The organism is Frischella japonica (assembly GCF_014489845.1).
In the GTDB taxonomy this organism is placed as follows: domain Bacteria; phylum Pseudomonadota; class Gammaproteobacteria; order Enterobacterales; family Orbaceae; genus Frischella; species Frischella japonica.
Genome location: NZ_JABURY010000010.1, coordinates 95758 through 116107, shown reverse-complemented (window position 1 = coordinate 116107; position 20350 = coordinate 95758). Strand labels below are relative to the sequence as shown.

Here is a 20350-nt window from a genome sequence, read left to right as displayed (position 1 = left end):
TGCCAATAATGATTATTTAGAAAATCGTTTATAAGTAGGAAAAATATGTTCTATACCACTGAATATCCCTCTCCAGTGGGACTAATTACAATAGCGGCTCATCAAGAGAAACTTGTCGGACTGTGGATTAAAAATCAAAAATATTTTGGTGAAACAGTTACACAAGTGTTAATTAGAAATGCTAATTTACCAATTTTTAATCATACTCAAAAGTGGTTAGATAATTATTTCGCTGGAAAATCTCCTTCTACTAATCAACTAGCTTTGGCTCCTAGCGGTAGCGAATTTCGCCAAATTGTCTGGCAAATTTTGTGCCAAATCCCTTATGGACACATAATCACCTATGGTGAAATAGCAAAACAAGTGGCACAAAAAATGAATAAAATAAGGATGTCTGCTCAAGCCATTGGTGGTGCTGTCGGACATAATCCAATTTCCATCATTATTCCCTGCCACCGCGTAGTGGGAAGTGATGGCAATTTGACGGGTTATGCTGGGGGAATTGATACTAAAATACAATTATTAACACTTGAAGGCGTTAATTTAAAACAACTCCATAAACCAAAACAGTCTACTGCACCATAATCCTAATTGAATATCGAATAGCTGACTTAAGTTAATAGTACTAAATATTCTGTCATTAAAAATACTTTAAAAGTGAGAAAAATTAATAAAATCTCACTTAAATATTTTACAGAGTTCAGAATTCAACACATTAAGCATGTAAATAAATTTGTGGTATTTTCAAATTTTTTGGATGGTGATAAGTACCTAATTCAACACCATACCAACGATGAATACTTTCGGTGGTAATCACTTCTTTGGGTGTGCCTTGTTGTACGATTTTACCATGATGTAACAATAAAATCCGATCAGCATATAAAGCTGCTAAATTAAGATCATGCAGAACACAACAAACTGCTAATTGTTGTTCAGTAGCAAGTTGTTTTAATAAGCGTAAGGTATGTTGTTGATGATATAAATCTAATGCTGATGTAGGTTCATCAAGGAAAAGTAATCTTGGCGTAGGTGTCGGTTGCCATAATTGTGCAAGTACCCGTGCGAGTTGCACACGTTGTTGTTCCCCTCCGGATAAATGTCGGTAATCACGCTCTGCTAACGTTGAACAGTCAGTCTGGCACATCGTTTCTGAAATTGCCTGATGAAAATGCGCTTTCCCACATGGGGCCCGCCCCATTGCCACAACTTCTTTAACTTTAAACGGAAAAGATAATTGACGATGTTGGCGCATAACGGTACGAACTTTAGCTAAATCTTTAGCCTGCCATTGATTTAAGGGTTTATTGAGTATACAACATTCACCAAATGAAGGGATTAAATAACCGGTTAATAATCGTAATAAAGTAGATTTACCCGCCCCATTTGGTCCAATGATGATGACGATTTCACCCGCTTTTATATTTAAACAAATATTGTCAATAAGCTTCAATTGTCCACAATGATAACTTATATGTTTAGCCGTTAACATAGGTTCAGATTTCCTTGTTATTTATGTTTCAATATCAACCAGAGAAAATAAGGTCCGCCAATAAGACTCGTTAGTAAACCCACAGGAATCTCGGCAGGAGCAACCACCGTTCGCGCTAAAGTATCGGCTAATAGTAATAAGCACCCACCGCCTAAAGCTGAACCAAGGATTAACCATCGATGATCCGCGCCGATACGTAGGCGAATCATATGTGGGATCACTAATCCGACAAAAGCAATAATACCACTCACCGCGACCGCTGTACCAATAAGCAATGCACTGAGCAAAAGTAAATAACGTTTAATTCGCTGCACATTAATGCCCAGATAATGGGCATCTTCATCACCAAGTTGCAATATATTGAGTTGATAAGAAAGTTTCAAAACCATAATTAATGCTAGAAAAATTAGCGATACGGCAACCAATACCAGCTCCCATGAACCTTTGCCTAAATGTCCCATTGACCATAATGTAATTTGCTTGAGTTGTATATCATCACTGATGTAACTCAGGCACCCCATCACGGCCCCAATAATGGCATTAATCGCAACGCCAAGTAAAATTAATTTTGCCATATTACCTTGTTCATTAAAGCTATATAAGTAGATAAATAAACAGATAATCATGCCACCAATGAAAGCAGCGATCATTTTTCCATATAACATAACAATTGAAGGAAACGCAGCAGGAAAAAGTATTGTTAAAGCAACCATTAATGCCGCACCACTGCTAATACCTAGCAAACCAGAATCCGCTAATGGATTGCGGAATAAACCTTGCATAACGGCACCTGAACTGGCTAATGCCATACCAACAATCACAGCTAATAAGATACGCGGTAAACGAATATTAAACCAAGCCCTTAAAAGTGGATCGTTACAAGATATATGACTTAATTGATAAACAGAGAGTTTTAATGCACCAGAGTTCGCCGCAATGATGATGAGGATAAGTAAAAGAATAACTAATTTCCATAATAATGGTCGGTGATTATCAGTGTGCACAGATTACCCTCATAATTATTGTCATATTACTTATTGTTAATGTATTTTAATTAGCAACCTTAAGACTCGGATCGATAACACTATATGCCCGATTGTCCCATTGTTGTTTATTAAGCATGGCAATTATTAATTCCGCTAATTCATCACGATGAATAAAACCATGAACTTCTTGTTGGTAATAACATTGCCCGTGACCCGTTGATGGACCATCAATTAACCCTCCAGGTCTTAAAATCAAATGATTGAGAGTGCTAGTTTGTAACCAAATTTCTGCCAAGGACTTTTCACGTACCGCTAAACCAAATGCCTGTTTTGCGCGTGTTGATAAGGTTGACCATGTATCACCACATCCTAAAGACGTCACTAATAACATCTGCTTAAGTCCCATTTGTTCAGCACAATCAATAATAATACGTTGCGCCGTGTAATTTCCTGTTATGCCACTTAATGTTGAAACAATAATGGCATCAGGCCCGGCTAATTGACATAATTGATTAACTTTCACTGGATCAGTTGCATCACCAATAACACATTCAACCCCTTGTTTGGTTAACTGTTGTGCTAACTCGGCATGTCTGACTAACACGACACAACGCCATTGCGGATGACATTTTCTGGCAGCTTGTAAAACCTGATAGGCTGTACCCTGTTTGGGGCTAACACCAAAAATTAATAGTGTTTTCATTCTGACTTTACATCCACTCATTATATTGCTGTGCTAATAATCTGAATTTTTCTAATTGCTCTACTTTTAACTGATGGTTAGCATCACGACCAACGAAAATTTTGAACATTGCTTGACCATCTTGATTAAGAAAGATAATTGATGCAGTAGACATTTTCATAAAATTACGTTCAATAAAAGCAATTTGCTGGCAGTGTTCGGCTTTAATATGACCACTTAGACCTTGTTTATGTTTCAGATTGAAATAGCCAGAACGATGAGAACCGGACGGTAATTCCCCCGAAAATTCGGCAATAATATCAGCAGTATGGACTAAAAAAGTAATTTCACCCCATGTTTCTACTTCCTGCCAAATAGTATCAAATTGACTGCCATTAGCTATTTTAACATTGGGTAAAGCATGAATGACTTCACTTAATGTTACCTGATAATCATTGGCAATTTTTTCTAACGTTCCGTCAGGATTGCTTTGCATAAAATCTTTCAAGTTCATTTGTTGGGTTGATTGTTCTGACATATTTATACCTTTTAATTAGATGATGTAATTTTATTAGGATGCATTTTGAGATGGGTAGGTGGCATCCCATTGCCATGTTTGGATTGCATTGCTTTTCTAGCTTTTTGCATTTGTTCTTGCAACGCAATATGTTCTGGGTTATTTAGTTTCAATAAAAGTTGCTGTAAAGCTTGTAAAATATTACTTGACCAAAAACGCCCTGACAATGTTAAGCGCATGCAGTGATCAGTGTCTTGTAATAAACCAGCTTGATGCCACTGTTTGATCAGTGGATCAAATAAGTGATAAGCATCGGTTAATTGTGTTAGATCTATGCGGCCTCGTTCGATACCAGCTTGTAACTGATGAAGCCAATCGCCTAGTAACGTTTTACCTGTGAGCATCATCAATGGTTTTTTTCCCTGATCTAATAATGCATAATATTGTTCAAGATTGCGATGTAACATAAAAGATTGTCCACCCAATCTACCACCAGCACACGAACCAAAGGCAAAAAAATGTGAACCTTGCTTAATTAAGGAATTATAAAGATTGCGTTCACGAGTGGTCTTGGCCCAATGAGCATTAGTTAAATGCATCCAACCTTGCTGGTCTAAGTATTCTGCCCCTTGTTGATAAAAAGCACTTTTATCAGCCACAGAAGGTAGTTCAATCCGTTTGTTTTCTACTCCCTTTGCTAAAAGAGTCGTCGGTAGTAGATTTAATGCATAAAGATCGATACCATCAAGAGGTAAACTATTGGCAATATCTAAATCATGTTGCCAAGTTTGATAAGTCTGATTGGGTAAACCAAACATTAAATCACAAACTAATGCCACGCTATCTCGAGAAGCAATTTGTTCAAATGTTTGAATAATTTGTTGTTCAGTATATTCGCGACCTAACCTTCTGCGGATTTCCGAATTAAACGTTTGTATTCCAATCGAAAATCGATTAGCTCCAGCAGCAATATAACTATCAATTCGTTCATCATCAAAATCTGAAATTCGTCCTTCTACGGTAATTTCACAATCAGGCGCCAATGGGGCATGTTGTTTTAAATAATCAATAATCCTAGCTAACTGTCCAGCAGCTAGCGCAGTGGGTGTTCCCCCACCGAAATAGACTGCATGGATAGGGGCCGATTGTATCGCTTTGCTGTGAATTTCAAGTGTAATTTCTTGTAATAAGTAATCTACATAGCGATTTGTATCAAATTTTCGTAATGGATTTTGATAAAAACCACAAAAAAGGCAATGAATTGCACAGAATGGAATATGAATATAAATTAGTCTTTTTCGGCCTGTTAAGGGTGTATTTTGTATTTGTTGCCATTGTGACTCAATTTCATCCGCAGCAAGTGGTAAATTCGCTTGTAATGGCATCACCGCCCAACGATCTTTAAAAGGTAAACCTGACGTATCAGCATAAAATGGTGTGACATCCAATGTTTTCATATAAGCTATCTTACTTATTTTTTATAATTTGCCGGAAATTAAATAATAATTATTATCATTTGGCAATGTTTTTTTATAGTTTCACTCATACTTAACTAAAATCCATCAAATTATTAAATAAACTTAAATGGAAACAATGTGTTTATTTTATTCATTGCTCATAATAAATCACTATTTTTATCGGAAAACATCTCATTAATAATATTTTAATTTAAAACAAGGTGTTACAAATTAATCATCAATTTGATTAGAGTTTTTATTGATAATAATTATCATTTTCATTATATTGTTTCGATAATTAGAAATTAAAAATTGGAATTATCATGAAAAAAAACTTCATTTTTATGAAATGGTTGTTAGTAATAAGTAGTTTAATGAGTTTCTTTAATGTGAGTTATGCCAATGAAAGGATCGTAATTGCCGGTGGCTCTCTAACAGAAATTGTTTATGCGCTCGGTTATGGGGACCATGTGGTCGGTGTTGATCAAACTAGTAGTTATCCGGATGATGTCAAACAACTGCCTCAAATTGGTTACTGGAAGTTATTAAATATTGAAGGAATTCTCTCCCTCAGCCCCTCATTATTTATTACTTGGCGAGATGCCGAACCGAATAATATTATTGAACAAGTCAGTCAAGCTAATGTCGATATATTATCATTGCAACGCGTTCCTCCTACTCCTGAATTGCTATATTTGAATATGACTACTATTGGTCATAAACTAAATAAAATCACTGAAGCTAATCAACTTGTGCAACAAATTCAGCAACATCTCACACAAGTTCAACAAAAGATTGCTAAACATCCACAAAAACCTAAAGTGCTCTTTATGCTAAGTATGGGTGGAAATAATATGATTGCGGGAAAGAATACCGTTGCTGATGCAATCATGACCATAGCAGGAGGGGATAATATTGCCACTCATTCCAGTTATAAAACCTTTTCCGCTGAATCACTCATAATTAGTAATCCGGAAGCAATAGTTTTCACGAGTCAATCGGTTGAGCAAATGGGAGGCTTAGATAAATTATCTGCTATTCCAGGATTAACCGAAACAGCAGCATGGAAAAATCATCGTATCATCACCATTGATCAAGCATATCTTTTAGGATTAGGTCCTAGAGTAACACAAGCAGTTGACGTGCTCTATCAGGGTTTCTATCCAAAATGATCAGTTTATCATTAATATGACATTGATTTTATTAAAAATATTGTGGTGAGCAATTTTAATTTTTCATTGTTACAACAAAATCTGAAGGTCATTTCATATGTGTTACACAATGCCGATAGTGATAGTAAATCGGTATTAGCAAGTAAAACTTGAGAATTATTTTATTGATTAATTAATTTTAAGGATAACGATGTGTAAATTCACTCATTTAAAAAAAACGATTACTTTGGCAATTAGTTTAGCCATTTCATTACCGGCTCTTTCCGTAGAGAAAGATCAAGAGCAAACTATTGATGATATTATGACTGTCACCGCCGATGAAACAGATAAAAAACCAGGTACGTCACAAGAAATATCTGATCAAGATATTCGTCGCAATGGCGGTACAAATTTTGGTACGATAATGCGTTATCAACCATTAATTTCAGCACCAGGAAGTATCGCTGGAGCAGGTGGTACTAAGAGCAGTTGGGACAGAGGTGGTTTTTCTGGTTATAACATACGTGGATTAGATGCCAACCGCGTATCGATCGATGTAGATGGTATGGCGTTACCTATTGCACAACGTCGTTTCAATACCGTCGGTCGTGCTGGTTTTGGTACTTATGCTATTGGACGTGATTATATTGACCCATATATGTATAACAGAGTTGATATTGAGTCCGGTTCAACGTCTGTCGCTAATCCAAATAATGCTTTAGGTGGCTCAGTATCATTTAAAACTAAGTCTGCTAACTATTACCTTTATCCTGGCAAACCAAGCTATTTTGGTTATCAAAATGGTTACGATAGTGCTGATAAAAGTTTTAATCAAGGTTTAACAATGGCATTCGGAGATGATCAATTAAATGGTATTCTAGTTTTAAGTCGTCGTGATGGTCAACAAACACGTAATTATGGTGATTCTATCAGTGCTTACCCAGAGAATTGGCGGTCAAATTCTATTTTGGTTGGCATAGCTTGGCAGGCAACTGATGAGCATTTACTTAGTGCCCATGTAGATTATAATAATAAAACTAAACATTCCCATTATGATACCTGGAATAACAGAGGTTCAGCCATTAGTTCTCACGACCATCAAGATAACAAGAATAATCGGTTAAGTGTTATGCTTAAAGATCAATGGCAACCTAGTAACCTTAGTTGGATTGATAGCTTAGTGACCCAAATCAATTATCAGCAAACTAAAGTTTATGATAATACTGATATCAATACTATTGGCAGTGATAAATTCAACATCCAAACTCACTATAATACAAAAAGCTATAGTTTTGCTTCAACTTTGTTAAAACATTTATATAACCAAACAATTTCAGTTGGAATTAACGGAAAATGGAGTCAGGATGAATCCCCGTTTTACACGTCTGCCAGGCCAAACCATATTGTTATTTTCCCAGATGGGGACTATACAAAACCACAGGCAGACAGTCGTAGTTACGAGCTAGGTGGATTTGCTGAAGACCGAATAGCATTTAATAACGACACATCAAACAAAATCTATGCGATACCAGGGGTAAGAGTAATATACAAAAATACCAAACCGCGTCACCTAGAAAATATGGCAGTCAGTAGCATTAGTGCATCACAACTTGCTCAACAATATCGTAGTAATAGTGATTTCCAAGTTTTACCATCTTTGGCATTTATGTATGACATAAAACCTAATTTTACGGCTTATTTGCAATATAAACGCGGTGCACAAATGCCGAATCAGAATCAACTATATGGTTCGTATATGGCACATAGCAATATCTATGCGCTATTGGGTAATTCTAAATTAAAAACGGAAACAAGTCATAATTTTGAGCTTGGTGTGAAAGGTCAACCAACCGATGGTATTCAAATAGCAAGTTCGGTGTTTTATAGTAAATATAAGGATTTTATAGCCTATACCCGTTATAGAAAAAGCATTGCAGGTACCCGAGCCCGTACGATTTTTGAAGCGGAAAACCGTGATAAAGCCTACATTTATGGTGCTGAACTAAGTAGTAAAGTGAATTTAGGTACTTGGATTGTATCATTCAACGGTTTATCTGCTCATTTGGCGATTGGTTATAGCCAAGGTAAATCAAAATCTAATTATTTAGGCGATAAAAATGTTGAAATTGACACCGTCGCACCGATGAAAGGCGTCATAGGTTTAAATTGGGATGATCCAAATAACATTTATGGTGTTTCTCTCACGTCAACCATCCAAAAAGGTAAAAGAGCTAAAGCAACCTCTCGCGAAAGTTATGATAATAATGGTCAACCTATTCCCAATTCAAATGAAAAATATTTCAGCGTTCCCGGCTATGGTATTATTGATTTAACTGGTTATGTCAATTTTACCCAAAATATCAAACTTAGTGGAGGTATCTATAATCTTACCGATCACAAATATTGGGATTATTTAAGTAATAATAAGCTATATCAAAATTCAGATCGTAAATATATTAATATGTTTACTGCTCCGGGAAGAACTTTTCAATTAGGTCTAGATATTGACTTTTAATGGTTGATTATTAAGTTCAATTTAACGCCACTTAAATTGAACTTAATTTTAAGTATCGTGAATAAAATTGAAGCACTTTTTACTTCAATATTAACAACTACTTGAATACTCCGTTACTTTTTTAACTATCAGGACAAAGGATAAACATTAAAATTAAGATAATTAACTAAAGTACCCAGCAAAGTAATAGTCGGTTTTCATGATTTATAACCATTTCTTCAATTTAAAATAAACATACGGCGCAATACCCGCCACCAACATTAAAATTAACGCCATTGGATAGCCCCATTCCCAATGGGTTTCAGGCATAAAATCAAAGTTCATTCCATAGGCTGATGCCACCACCGTTGGCGGTAAAAAGACGACTGAAACTACTGAAAAGATTTTAATAATACGACTCTGCTCAATATTAATAAAACTTGTGGCAGCCTGCATTAAAAAATTGACCTTTTGAAATAAAGATTCATTATGCGGAATCAGTGATTCAATATCACGAACAACCTCTCGCGCTTGTTCTAATTGGTCCATTTGCATTTTAGCTCGTCTGACCAGATAATTAAGTGCTCGTTGGCTATCCATTAGGCAAAGTCGAACTTTCCAAGCGGTATCTTCCAACTCAGCCAAGCTCGTGATCGCTTCATCGTAGTGCTCTTGAGCACTGCGGTTCATAATAATTAAACTCAGTTCTTCAAGTTCACTATAAATATTTTCGATCTGATCGGCTAACTGCTCAACTTTAACTTCAAATAAATCAAGCAAAATTTCATAAGCATTACCATCATTCATTTCTTGATAACGCGAACGCATGCGATATAAACGAAAAGCCGGTAAATCCCTTTCTCGTAAAGTAAATAAACGCCCTTTATTGATCGTAAAGGCAACCGTCTCATTACCAGCCCGGTCTTCAGCGTCATTGTAAAAAAAGAACGAGTGGATATGTAACCCTTCTTTATCTTCAAAAAAGCGCGCCGAAGCCTCAATATCATCCAATTCAATACTAGTTGCTAAATTTTGACCTAATTGCGATAATACAATCGCTCGGTCATTTTCTTCTGGTTCAATCAAATCAACCCAAGCTGAGCCTTTTATATCTAATTCATCCTGAATTTTGGCTAAATGTTTATTTTTGAGTTTGTATGCATTAAGCATGATTGCCCCTTAAGCTAGTGAATATAAAAAACCCAGTTATTATAACCTACTTAATCATTAATTTCACACCATTATACATGGCTAAAACCTGTTGATTATTTTCACAAGCAAGCGATTTATGAATAATCGATTTATCTAAATGCGGAGAAAATTTTTTAATAAAATCATACATATAATTACGTAAATATAACGAGCGTAAAAAAACGATATAAGTTGTACTATAAGGAAAAATATGGCCAGCATTTAATACGGCAAGATCAATGTCATTTTGAACATTTATTGCCATTTTAGCGATGATCCCAACACCAGTACCTAAGCGAACATATGTCTTGATCAAATCTGCATCGGCGGTATTAAATACAATATTAGGAGTTTTTCCATTTTTGAGAAAAATCTGCCGAATATCAGCCCCTTCTTTCGATAAATCATAACTTATCAAAGGATAATTTGCTAATTCATCAATCGAAATCAATGCACGTCCAGAGATAGGATGTTGCTTGGGAACAATAATTGATTGATTCCAGTGGTAGCAAGGTAATGCAATCATATCATCAGTTAAATTACTCAGATCTGTTGTAATAGCAAAATCGCTGACACGGTTTTTTAAATTAATCAGACATTGCGTGGAATCTGCTTGCTCCATTTTTAATGATATATTGGGATAATCTTGTACGAATGTTTGAATCGCTTCAGGCAAAGCGTAACGGGCTTGAGTATGAGTGGTTGAAAGAGCAAGCACACCTAAATTGGGTTTGGTAAATTCTTGCACAATCATTTTAATATCTTGTGTTTTATTTAAGATTTCGCGTGATTTTTCAATTATTATTTCACCAATAGTAGTAATACCTGAAAGGTGTTTTCCAGAACGTAAAAAAATTTGTACCCCTAATTCGTCTTCCAATTGTTTAATTTGCTTACTGATGCCGGGTTGCGATGTGTAAAGTTTTTCTGCTGTTAAAGATACATTAAGTGCATTATTAGCAACTTCGACTATATATCTGAGTTGTTGTAGCTTCATAAATACTACACCTCAATTATGATTATTATTAAAACGATATAATTGGCATCGTTAGGAACGTTGGTATTTATTACCCTATTCTGAAAATTTACAATGTAACGGGATAACCGAAATGATTATTCGATTATCCAATTCATCTATTTTATAGATAATTGTGAAAATAAATAGAATATTATTCATTTAAATTTCAGTTTAACATTATCTAAAAATTTAACTTTTTACCAGACTAAAAAAAGCCTACATTAAAAGACAATTATTTTTTGTTTTCCACCCATTTATTATCAATATAATTCATCACCCAGCCAGTAGATTTACCGTTTACCTCAGAAGTAACATATTGTTGCTTGTTTTTGCGACTAAATCGAACAATAGCATCATTCCCTTGTGGATCTGTTGCGGGAGCTTGGGTTAAATAGATAAATTTTTCAGGTAAACGATCTTTAAAACGTTGTAATTCAGCAACTAATGGCGCTCGAGTTTCTCGTGATTTAGGGAAATTATGAGCGGCTAAGAATACTCCTGAAGCCCCATCACGGAGGACAAAATGAGCATCTGATTTACTGCATTTTAATTCAGGTAAGTCAACTGGATCCTCTTTTGGTGGAGCAACATCTCCATTTTTCAAAATCTTACGGGTATTTTTACAATCTGGATTAGTACACCCCATATAAATACCAAAACGACCTGATTTGAGGTGCATATCACTACCACATTTATCACATTCAATGATGGGACCATCATAGGTTTTGATTTTAAAGTTCCCTTCTTCAACAATAAAGCCATCACAAATTGGATTATTACCACAAATATGTAATTTATGTGTACTATCTAATAAATAACTGTCCATTGCAGTATGGCATTTAGGACAACGTTTAAGTGCCCGTAGAGCATCTGTTTCAGCAACTGAATTTTCACTATCTTCTTCTAAGAAATTTAAAACCTCATGCTCGGGAATTAAATTAATGGTTTGTTTACAACGTTCTTTTGGTGGTAGGCTGTATCCTGAGCAAGCTAAAAATACCCCAGTACTAGCCGTTTTGATACCCATCTCACGTTGACAATTTGGACATTTAATTTCTGGTGTTAACACCAATGGATTTAATTGCATTCCACCTTTATCGGGTTCTTGTTCAGCTACTTCGAGATGTTTTGTGAAATCACTAAAAAAGGTATCCAATACTTTTTTCCAATCTATTTTTTTATGAGCTACTTCATCAAGCGTATCTTCCATACGCGCGGTAAAGTTATAACTCATTAAATCATTAAAATTTTCACTTAATCGATCTGTAACAATTTCGCCAATTTTTTCCGCGTAGAATCGGCGATTTTCAAGTCTTACATAACCTCGTTCTTGAATCGTAGAGATAATCGTAGCATAAGTTGATGGACGACCAATACCTCGTTTTTCAAGTTCTCTTACCAGTGATGCTTCATTGTAACGTGCTGGTGGTTTAGTGAAGTGTTGCGTCGGATTTAATGCTAATAATTTAACTATTTCATCAACATTAATCGCGGGTAAAATTTTGTCATCATTATTTTTTAGCAACTGCGGTTGTACTTTCGTCCAACCATCAAAACGCAAGGTTCGACCTTTGGCTTTCAAAGTAAAATTGCCGGCTTGCGCTGTTATGGTCGTCGAATTATATTCGGCAGCAGTCATCTGACATGCCACAAACTGACACCAAATAAGATGATATAATTTACGGGCATCAGACTCGATCTCATTGAGTTGATCAGAGGTCAACTTCACATCAGATGGCCTGATCGCTTCATGAGCTTCTTGTGAATTTTGTTTACTGGCATAGAAGTTTGGCTTTTGTGGTAAATATTTTGAGCCAAATTGTTTTTCAATATACCCTCTGACCATGTTTAAAGCGTCTTGACTTAAATTGGTTGAGTCAGTACGCATGTAGGTAATAAATCCCGACTCATATAAACGCTGTGCGAGCGTCATGGTTTTTTTGACCCCAAAACCAAGACGGGTACTTGCTGCCTGTTGCAGTGTAGAAGTAATAAAAGGCGCTGTCGGATTACTTTTTGTTGGCTTTTCTTCAATATTTTTAATTTGATATTGGCTTTGATTTAATTCTTGCACGGCCAGATCGATCGCCGTACGATCTTTCGGTTCAAAAGCCTCACCAGCAAAATGAGTGACTTGCATTGACAAGGTTTCATTTGACCGAGTTTGCAATTCAGCAAAAAGATCCCAATATTCTTCAGGCGTAAAAGCATGGATTTCTCGTTCGCGTTCAACTAATAATCTTACCGCCACCGATTGCACTCGACCGGCGGATAAACCTCTGGCAACCTTCTTCCATAATAATGGTGATAACATAAAACCAACCACACGATCCATAAAACGACGTGCTTGTTGAGCGTTAACCCTGTCAATGTCAAGGAAAGACGGTTGTTTAAACGCATTTTGAATTGCAGTTTTGGTAATCTCATTAAAAACAACTCGACGATACTTATCTTCATCTCCCCCTATAACTTCTTTAAGATGCCAAGCAATAGCTTCTCCTTCTCTATCCAAGTCGGTTGCCAGATAGACGGTATCAGCATCTTTTGCTAATTTTTTTAGCTCGGCAACAACTTTATTTTTACCAGGTAATATTTGATAATTTGCCTTCCAGTCATGATAGGGATCAACGCCCATTCTATCGACAAGAATTTGTTGTGATGAGCGTTTAACTTTTTTAGTCGTTTCTTTACTGCTAGTTTTTTTAGTTTCATCACTAGATTCAGTAGTTTTATTGCCACTGACAGGTAGATCTCGAATATGACCGATGCTCGATTTAACAATATAGTCTTTTCCTAAATATTTGTTAATCGTTTTCGCTTTTGCTGGTGATTCCACAATAACAAGGGATTTTCCCATAATTTATTACCTATACTTTTTAATTTTGTTCACATATTATTTGTTAACTTTGCCTTTTTTATCTTTATTGTTAGCCAGCAAAGAAATTAAATCATCTTTAATTGTTGATACTTTATTAGCATATTGATCTTTTTGTTCCGCATCATCAATCAGTTGAATAATGACATCAGATAACGTCATACCACGTCGTTTAGCCAAATTAGCTAAACGTTGCCATACTAGAAATTCAAGGTCGATGGATTTTTTACGAGTATTTTGATGTTCTGCATTAAAATGGCGCTTGCGTCTTGCCCTTATCGTTTGCTTCATCCGATTGACTAAAGCTGGATTAAGATGATGGGCTATCCAATTTGTTACTTTAATCGGATCGTTTTCTAAATTCAATAACTGTCTTATCGCTTCTTGTTCAGCACTTTTTTCAATGTAGCGTGTTATTGGCTCACCTTCTCGATATTTTTTTATTAAATATTTCCATTTCCAGCCACACTCTAAATTTTCTAATTGTTGATATTTCATGATTTATACTCAGTGACGCTGTAACTTAATTAATATATTTAACATTGTTTTATACCAAACTCAACCATTTTATTAATGATTATTGTTAATAAAGTGAAATTTTACTTGTCACCGCTAATAAATCTGCTATCTTTCCTTGTCCTTTTTTATACACTAAATTGGTAAGGCATCGTTATCATGGTAGAAAATCGTTCTTATGCGGATATTGCTTATATAAATGGTTATATTTATACAGCTGATAATACTAATACAGTTTGTGAAGCTATCGCAGTTACAGATGGCTATATTATAGCAACTGGATCGACAGCGCAAATTCAAAAATTAATTACTGAACATACGCAGATTTTTGATCTACATGGGAAAACGATGTTACCTGGCATTATTGATGCACATTTACACCCTTTTTGGGGGGGAATGCAACTTTCCGGTTGCCATCTTGATTATGCGAGTTTAACTATCGCGCAAACTTTAGATAAAATCCAGCACTATTTAGATAATGATCCTTGTAAGGGCGCTAATGATTGGTTACAAGTTCGTGGCTGGTTACGTCAGGAAGTATTGCCGTTAGGCACCGATATTACTCGTGCAGATTTAGATCAACTAAATACACGTCGACCGGTTATTTTGTTTTCCAATGATTGTCATACTTTAGTTGCCAATACGCGAGCACTTGAAATGTTTGGCTTAAATCGCCATACTCCAGAGCCAAAAGATGGTAAAATTGGCCGAACTGCTGACGGTGAATTGAACGGTATTTTAGAAGATGCGCCCGCGATGCGAGCTTTTGATAGCATTCCGGCACTCAATGCCGAACAAGCTATTGAAGTGGCAAAACGTGTACAATTTGAATTGAATCAACAAGGTGTTACTACAGCAATGGATGCACGTGCTGCTGATTTACAATTTAACGCATTTAAAACATTAGCTGATGATAACAATCTTACTATTCGATTATTCGGTGCCATTGAAATTACTCCCGACGATGCCCCAACTATTCAGGATATTCCTAAAGCGGTTAAAGAAGCTAAATTATTTGCTCAAACCTATAGTGATTCTCAATGGTTACCAAAACCTGGGCTTAAAATTTCTTTAGTTAAATTTTTTATCGATGGGGTATTACAAGCGCCAATTATGACTGCTTCATTACTGGAACCTTATCGAATCAATCAAGGTACTGCTAATAACATTGATTATGTAGCAAGTGATCGTGTAGGTGACTTGTATTATGACAACACAATTCTAGAAAATTTGATTATTGAAGTAAGTAAAGCAGGATTTTATCCGCATATGCATACCGTTGGTGAAGGTGCTATTGAGACTGTACTCAACCATATTGAGTCATTAAGAACCAAACATCCGGAACTTGCGCATATAAGACCAAGTTTAGCCCATAATGAGTTAGCAGCCCCTTCTCATTATGCTCGTTTTGCGCAATTAAATACGATTGCTACTTTATCTTTTCAATGGGCAGGTCCAACTAATGAGATGATTGATCAATTTCATCATATGCTTGGTGAACAACGTTTTAAAGAATTAGAACCTAGTGCAAAATTTATTGATGCTGGCGCTAAAATTGCTTTTGGCAGTGATTGGCCAATCGATCCATTGAATGAATGGTTTGATTTCAAAGTCGCTGTAACACGTATCGGAGCCGGTAATAATGCTCAACGTTTAGCAACAGATCGTAATCTAACTGTCACAGAAGTTATACGTGCTGCTACCATTGATGCGGCATTTATGTTAGGTCAAGAACAAACAATTGGCTCAATAGAAGTTGGTAAATTTGCCGATTTAATTATTATTGATCGGAATCCATTTACCATTAGCCCCGAAGAAATTGAGCATGTTAACGTAATCAACACAATAATAGGAGGGAGACTAGTTTATCAACAAAATGAAAAAGTGTGACTTATAAGATGATTTTTATCAATATAAGGTTATGATTGAAGTAATTATCATTAATTACATCGAACTTGAAGGCATAAAACTATATTAGTAGTTTTTTATTGTTAATCTGGACACAGGAGCAACGTGAATGTCCGCAATAAAAATGAAACGAGTTTTAACCACTCCTGCATTAGTTGCGTTTGGTTTAGCTTATATGGTTCCATTAGGAATATTTACCACTTACGGGCAAGTCACCATTTTTACAGATGGTCATTTACCTATAGCTTATGTTATCACCCTAATGATGATCTTGTTTACCGCATTGAGTTATTGCCGCATGGCTAATAAATATCCTATTGCTGGTTCAGCCTATTCCTATGTAGTACATACATTTGGTAATAGAATGGGATTTTTAATCGGTTGGACACAAATTTTAGATTATCTTTTTTTACCCATTCTGAATTATCTCGTATTAGGTATTTACTTACACCAAGCCATGCCATCAATCCCGGCTTATGTGTTTGTATTAACATCATTAATCCTTGTAAGTACATTGAATTATTTAGGTATTAAATTAATCAATTCAGTGAATTTTATACTGATTTTTGTACAATTTGTTTTTATCACACTCTTTGTTATTCTTGCTTTTTCTAATGTTGAACATACCACTGATACATTATTAAAACCGCTATTATGTACCACCGATGATATTAGTGGTCTATTTTCTGGTGCAGCTGTTTTGTGTCTGGCTTTTTTAGGTTTTGATGCCATCGCAACTTTGGCAGAAGAATCCACTAATGCTAAAACTAATCTACCAAAAGCGATTTTGTGGACAGTTATCATCGCTGGTTGTATTTTCTTAATCATGTCGTACGCTTCCCATTTGGCATATCCAAACTGGCATGATTTTGAAAATGACCCTGATGTTGCTAGTTTATATGTCGTTGGTAAGGTTGGAGAAATCAGTGCAATTGGTAAAACTATCATGACTAACTTTTTCTTGGCGGCTTATTTAACTGGTGTGTTTGCTTCAGCTATGACGGCGCAAACTAGTGTGTCACGAATATTTTTTGCAATGGGACGCGAAGGTGTGTTACCGAAAAAGATCTTTTATCGATTACATAAACGTTTCCACACGCCGCATCTATCCATTATATTTGTGGCGACATTTTCATTATTATCATTAGTTTTACCATTGGATTTGGTGGTTTCGATGATAAGCTTTGGCGCTTTAATGTCTTTTACCTTTGTTAATCTTTGTGTAATCAAGACATATATTAATCGTAAAGCACACTTAACCATAGAAATATTGTTTAAATATGGTGTATTACCAGCAATTGGTCTTTTATTATCATTATGGTTATGGACCAGTCTTGATGAAATGGCAATTTTGATTGGTATTATATGGTTTCTTATCGGACTAGCATATTTATTATATATGACACGTATGTTTACTCGTGCAATTCCATCTTTAAGTGATGAGGAAGTCAAAGCTTTGTTAAGCGATGAGGAAGCCAAAGCGTTAATTATTTAACCCACACAATATTTACATCACGTAAAGGGTAAATTATTTACCCTTTTATTTTAATTCACACTTAGTGCTCACTTTACATATTTTAAAATAACAGAGATTTTGGCTATTTTCTGCCGGCTTAAGGGAACTTTTGACTATGCCTAATTGTTAGGTATTTTAGTAATATATAACAGTGATTATTTTATCGTTAATTTAGTCGCGTTTAATATGCAATCATTGTACGCTCAAAAACTGACACAGCACATAATACTCGTCACTTATTTCAATCACCATTTATCTTTTATATAATTTGATATAGTTTGCTATACACTATTTCTACTTAAAAGCCATCATACATCTTTTATTGGTACATTTTTTTCATCTTACAGTGACAGTTTTAATTTATATAAAAAATTATCTACCATAAATATAAAATAGTTGATAATGCTGTAGTGTAATAAGTTCAGCGATGAATCGTGACAAGTAATATTCTAAATTATATACATCATTAAACAATATTAATCATTCAATTATTCTGCTAACACTGATTAGAATAACAAAAAAGGGGCAAAATTAAGCCCCTACTTTTTATTAAATAACTAAATTTAACTATCTATTAATATTACGCATTTCTTGTATACGACGCTTTTCAGCGCTTCTCATTAAAATCCAGGAGATAAAGCCAATTACAGAAACAATTAAGATAATAATTGAAGCTAACGCATTGATATCTGGACTAACGCCTAACCTTACTTTCGAGAAAATCAACATTGGTAAGGTTGTTGCCCCAGGTCCAGCGACAAAACTGGAAATAACCAGATCATCTAATGATAGTGTAAAAGCTAATAACCAGCCAGATACTAATGCTGGAATAATCATGGGTAACGTAATAACAAAAAAGACCTTTAATGGATTAGCCCCTAAATCCATTGCGGCTTCTTCTATCGATTTATCCAACTCTCGTAAACGGGCACTAACCACGACCGTAACATAGGCTGTACAAAATGTTACATGCGCCAACCAAATCGTTATGGCACCGCGATCTTGTGGCCACCCAATCATATGTCCCATTGCAACGAACATAAGCAGTAATGCTAGACCTGTTATAACATCAGGCATAACTAAAGGTGCTGTTGTCATAAAGGAAAATAAATTAGCTCCTCTAAAACGCCCAAAACGAACAATTGTATAGGAAGCTAAAGTACCAAGAATAACCGCAAGTGTAGCTGAAGCTGCGGCTATGAGTAAGCTTAATCCAACGGCACTTAATAAAGCGTGATTTGCTAACAGTTCTCCATACCAATGAGTTGAAAAACCAGCCCATACGGTAACCAGTCTTGAACTATTAAATGAGTAAATAACTAGCATTAACATTGGTACGTATAAAAATGAAAACGTAATAAATAAGATAAAAAACTTAAGGCTACGCAATAAAAGAACAACAGTAATTATGCAAGTTACAATTATACTAAAAATCATTACCCCAAAATAAACATGTGCATATTCAAGTGGATCAACAACAATATCGAAACCACTTGCCGAGATTAATACTGTCAGGATAAACGATCCAATTAAAGAGCTAAAAAAAACAGCAAGAATCGAACGTATCAAAATAGGTAAATTTGTCATGTACTATTTACCTCCCATTTGACGATTTTGAAATTTATTAAAATAAAATATTGGCACAATTAAAATTAACAACATTACTGACGCCACTGCTGATGCAGCCGGCCAATCGCGGTTGTTAAAAAATTCTAACCAAAGTTGTTTACCAATCATTAACGTATCTGATCCACCGAGTAATTCTGGAATAACATATTCACCAACCGCCGGAATAAAAACTAACATTCCTCCCGCAATAATGCCACTTTTTGTCAATGGAACAATAATTTTGAAAAATGTTTTTAATGGTCGACAACCTAAATCTAATGCGGCTTCGATCAAGGTATTATCAACTTTACTTAATGATGTATAGATCGGTAAAACCACAAAAGGTAAATAAGAATAAACAATACCGATATAAACAGCTATATTGGTATTTAGGATAATTAATGGTTGATCAATTACTCCTAACCAAATTAAAAAGTTATTTAATAAACCATTATTTTTTAAAATCCCCATCCAAGCATAAACACGAATTAAAAATGAAGTCCATGAAGGTAATATGACTAATAATAATAGGATATTACGCGTTGAAGGTTTACATTGGCTAATTGCCCATGCAAGTGGGTAACCAATTAAAATACATAAAAATGTTGAAATACAGGCAATTTTTAATGACTGTAAATATGCATTTATATAAATGGTATCATCAACTAAATTAAAGTAATTACCAAAATTAAAGGCTATATTTAACACACCATCTTCATAGTTAATCAGATCTGTATAAGGCGGAATCGCTCTTATCATATCAGCGAAGCTAATCTTAAAAACAATTAAAAATGGCAGTAAAAAGAGTAATAGCATCCATAAATAAGGTATTAAAGTAACTAATAGACGACCATAATCTGTCATCAAATCTGAATCATCTTGCAATTTCACCATATTTTTGTAACAAAAATAGATTAAGATGAGACCAACAGGTAGGGTCGG

Annotated in this window: 15 protein-coding genes and 1 pseudogene; 5 read left to right on the top strand and 11 right to left on the bottom strand. The window is 35.2% G+C overall.

Annotated features, from left to right (window positions below):
• Positions 1 to 45: 45 nt before the first annotated feature.
• Complete coding sequence (locus FcAc13_RS04550; RefSeq protein ID WP_187755019.1) at positions 46 to 585, top strand: methylated-DNA--[protein]-cysteine S-methyltransferase; 540 nt, start codon at positions 46 to 48, stop codon at positions 583 to 585.
• A gap of 130 nt (positions 586 to 715) precedes the next feature.
• Here FcAc13_RS04550 and FcAc13_RS04545 read toward each other — a convergent pair whose 3' ends face one another.
• The 5 genes and pseudogenes from FcAc13_RS04545 to hutW form a co-directional block, all read right to left on the bottom strand.
• A complete protein-coding gene (locus tag FcAc13_RS04545) occupies positions 716 to 1489 on the bottom strand; it encodes a heme ABC transporter ATP-binding protein (protein ID WP_187755018.1) in 774 nt (257 codons plus the stop codon).
• A 17-nt stretch (positions 1490 to 1506) separates the two neighbouring features.
• On the bottom strand, positions 1507 to 2493 hold the full coding sequence (locus tag FcAc13_RS04540) for an iron chelate uptake ABC transporter family permease subunit (protein WP_187755017.1): 987 nt from the start codon (positions 2491 to 2493) through the stop codon (positions 1507 to 1509).
• 46 nt (positions 2494 to 2539) lie between these two features.
• Positions 2540 to 3178 (bottom strand): NAD(P)H-binding protein, encoded by a 639-nt coding sequence (locus FcAc13_RS04535; protein ID WP_187755016.1) that lies wholly within the window; start codon positions 3176 to 3178, stop codon positions 2540 to 2542.
• Positions 3179 to 3185: 7 nt separating this feature from the next.
• Complete coding sequence (hutX, locus tag FcAc13_RS04530; RefSeq protein WP_220679716.1) at positions 3186 to 3695, bottom strand: heme utilization cystosolic carrier protein HutX; 510 nt, start codon at positions 3693 to 3695, stop codon at positions 3186 to 3188.
• Between the two features lie 131 nt (positions 3696 to 3826).
• Positions 3827 to 5131, bottom strand: a pseudogene (hutW, locus tag FcAc13_RS04525) (heme anaerobic degradation radical SAM methyltransferase ChuW/HutW); the annotation flags it as partial.
• Positions 5132 to 5454: 323 nt separating this feature from the next.
• Between hutW and FcAc13_RS04520 the strand changes: the two are divergent.
• Together FcAc13_RS04520 and FcAc13_RS04515 are read left to right on the top strand one after the other, a co-directional pair.
• Positions 5455 to 6303 carry a heme/hemin ABC transporter substrate-binding protein gene (locus FcAc13_RS04520; RefSeq protein ID WP_220679715.1) on the top strand — a complete coding sequence of 283 codons (849 nt, stop codon included), beginning with the start codon at positions 5455 to 5457 and terminating at the stop codon, positions 6301 to 6303.
• Positions 6304 to 6493: 190 nt separating this feature from the next.
• A complete protein-coding gene (locus tag FcAc13_RS04515) occupies positions 6494 to 8797 on the top strand; it encodes a TonB-dependent receptor domain-containing protein (protein WP_187755014.1) in 2304 nt (767 codons plus the stop codon).
• A 204-nt stretch (positions 8798 to 9001) separates the two neighbouring features.
• Here the strand turns inward: FcAc13_RS04515 and corA are convergent, their stop codons facing one another.
• The 4 genes from corA to matP form a co-directional block, all read right to left on the bottom strand.
• On the bottom strand, positions 9002 to 9946 hold the full coding sequence (gene corA, locus FcAc13_RS04510; protein WP_187755013.1) for a magnesium/cobalt transporter CorA: 945 nt from the start codon (positions 9944 to 9946) through the stop codon (positions 9002 to 9004).
• A gap of 46 nt (positions 9947 to 9992) precedes the next feature.
• Positions 9993 to 10964, bottom strand: a complete 972-nt coding sequence (locus tag FcAc13_RS04505) for a LysR substrate-binding domain-containing protein (protein WP_187755012.1) — start codon at positions 10962 to 10964, stop codon at positions 9993 to 9995.
• Positions 10965 to 11217: 253 nt separating this feature from the next.
• Entirely contained in the window at positions 11218 to 13842 is a 2625-nt protein-coding gene (topA, locus tag FcAc13_RS04500) for a type I DNA topoisomerase (RefSeq protein ID WP_187755011.1), read from the bottom strand.
• A gap of 36 nt (positions 13843 to 13878) precedes the next feature.
• A complete protein-coding gene (gene matP / locus FcAc13_RS04495) occupies positions 13879 to 14358 on the bottom strand; it encodes a macrodomain Ter protein MatP (RefSeq protein ID WP_187755010.1) in 480 nt (159 codons plus the stop codon).
• Positions 14359 to 14535: 177 nt separating this feature from the next.
• Between matP and FcAc13_RS04490 the strand changes: the two genes are divergently transcribed.
• On the top strand, positions 14536 to 16266 hold the full coding sequence (locus FcAc13_RS04490; RefSeq protein WP_187755009.1) for an amidohydrolase: 1731 nt from the start codon (positions 14536 to 14538) through the stop codon (positions 16264 to 16266).
• Between the two features lie 127 nt (positions 16267 to 16393).
• Positions 16394 to 17779, top strand: coding sequence for an APC family permease (locus tag FcAc13_RS04485; RefSeq protein WP_187755008.1), 1386 nt, complete (start codon positions 16394 to 16396; stop codon positions 17777 to 17779).
• A 588-nt stretch (positions 17780 to 18367) separates the two neighbouring features.
• Here the strand turns inward: FcAc13_RS04485 and FcAc13_RS04480 are convergent.
• A complete protein-coding gene (locus FcAc13_RS04480) occupies positions 18368 to 19387 on the bottom strand; it encodes an ABC transporter permease subunit (RefSeq protein ID WP_220679713.1) in 1020 nt (339 codons plus the stop codon).
• Between the two features lie 3 nt (positions 19388 to 19390).
• Positions 19391 to 20302 (bottom strand): putrescine ABC transporter permease PotH, encoded by a 912-nt coding sequence (potH, locus tag FcAc13_RS04475; RefSeq protein WP_187755092.1) that lies wholly within the window; start codon positions 20300 to 20302, stop codon positions 19391 to 19393.
• Positions 20303 to 20350 lie beyond the last annotated feature (48 nt).

What these genes read in the sequence shown, in the direction of transcription:
- FcAc13_RS04515 (WP_187755014.1), top strand. Translation starts at nt 6,494, where the DNA reads ATGTGTAAATTCACTCATTTAAAAAAAACGATTACTTTGGCAATTAGT.
- FcAc13_RS04535 (WP_187755016.1), bottom strand. Translation starts at nt 3,178, where the DNA reads ATGAAAACACTATTAATTTTTGGTGTTAGCCCCAAACAGGGTACAGCC.
- matP (WP_187755010.1), bottom strand. Translation starts at nt 14,358, where the DNA reads ATGAAATATCAACAATTAGAAAATTTAGAGTGTGGCTGGAAATGGAAA.
- FcAc13_RS04505 (WP_187755012.1), bottom strand. Translation starts at nt 10,964, where the DNA reads ATGAAGCTACAACAACTCAGATATATAGTCGAAGTTGCTAATAATGCA.
- topA (WP_187755011.1), bottom strand. Translation starts at nt 13,842, where the DNA reads ATGGGAAAATCCCTTGTTATTGTGGAATCACCAGCAAAAGCGAAAACG.
- FcAc13_RS04520 (WP_220679715.1), top strand. Translation starts at nt 5,455, where the DNA reads ATGAAAAAAAACTTCATTTTTATGAAATGGTTGTTAGTAATAAGTAGT.
- corA (WP_187755013.1), bottom strand. Translation starts at nt 9,946, where the DNA reads ATGCTTAATGCATACAAACTCAAAAATAAACATTTAGCCAAAATTCAG.
- FcAc13_RS04485 (WP_187755008.1), top strand. Translation starts at nt 16,394, where the DNA reads ATGTCCGCAATAAAAATGAAACGAGTTTTAACCACTCCTGCATTAGTT.
- potH (WP_187755092.1), bottom strand. Translation starts at nt 20,302, where the DNA reads ATGGTGAAATTGCAAGATGATTCAGATTTGATGACAGATTATGGTCGT.
- FcAc13_RS04545 (WP_187755018.1), bottom strand. Translation starts at nt 1,489, where the DNA reads ATGTTAACGGCTAAACATATAAGTTATCATTGTGGACAATTGAAGCTT.
- FcAc13_RS04480 (WP_220679713.1), bottom strand. Translation starts at nt 19,387, where the DNA reads ATGACAAATTTACCTATTTTGATACGTTCGATTCTTGCTGTTTTTTTT.
- FcAc13_RS04550 (WP_187755019.1), top strand. Translation starts at nt 46, where the DNA reads ATGTTCTATACCACTGAATATCCCTCTCCAGTGGGACTAATTACAATA.
- FcAc13_RS04490 (WP_187755009.1), top strand. Translation starts at nt 14,536, where the DNA reads ATGGTAGAAAATCGTTCTTATGCGGATATTGCTTATATAAATGGTTAT.
- hutX (WP_220679716.1), bottom strand. Translation starts at nt 3,695, where the DNA reads ATGTCAGAACAATCAACCCAACAAATGAACTTGAAAGATTTTATGCAA.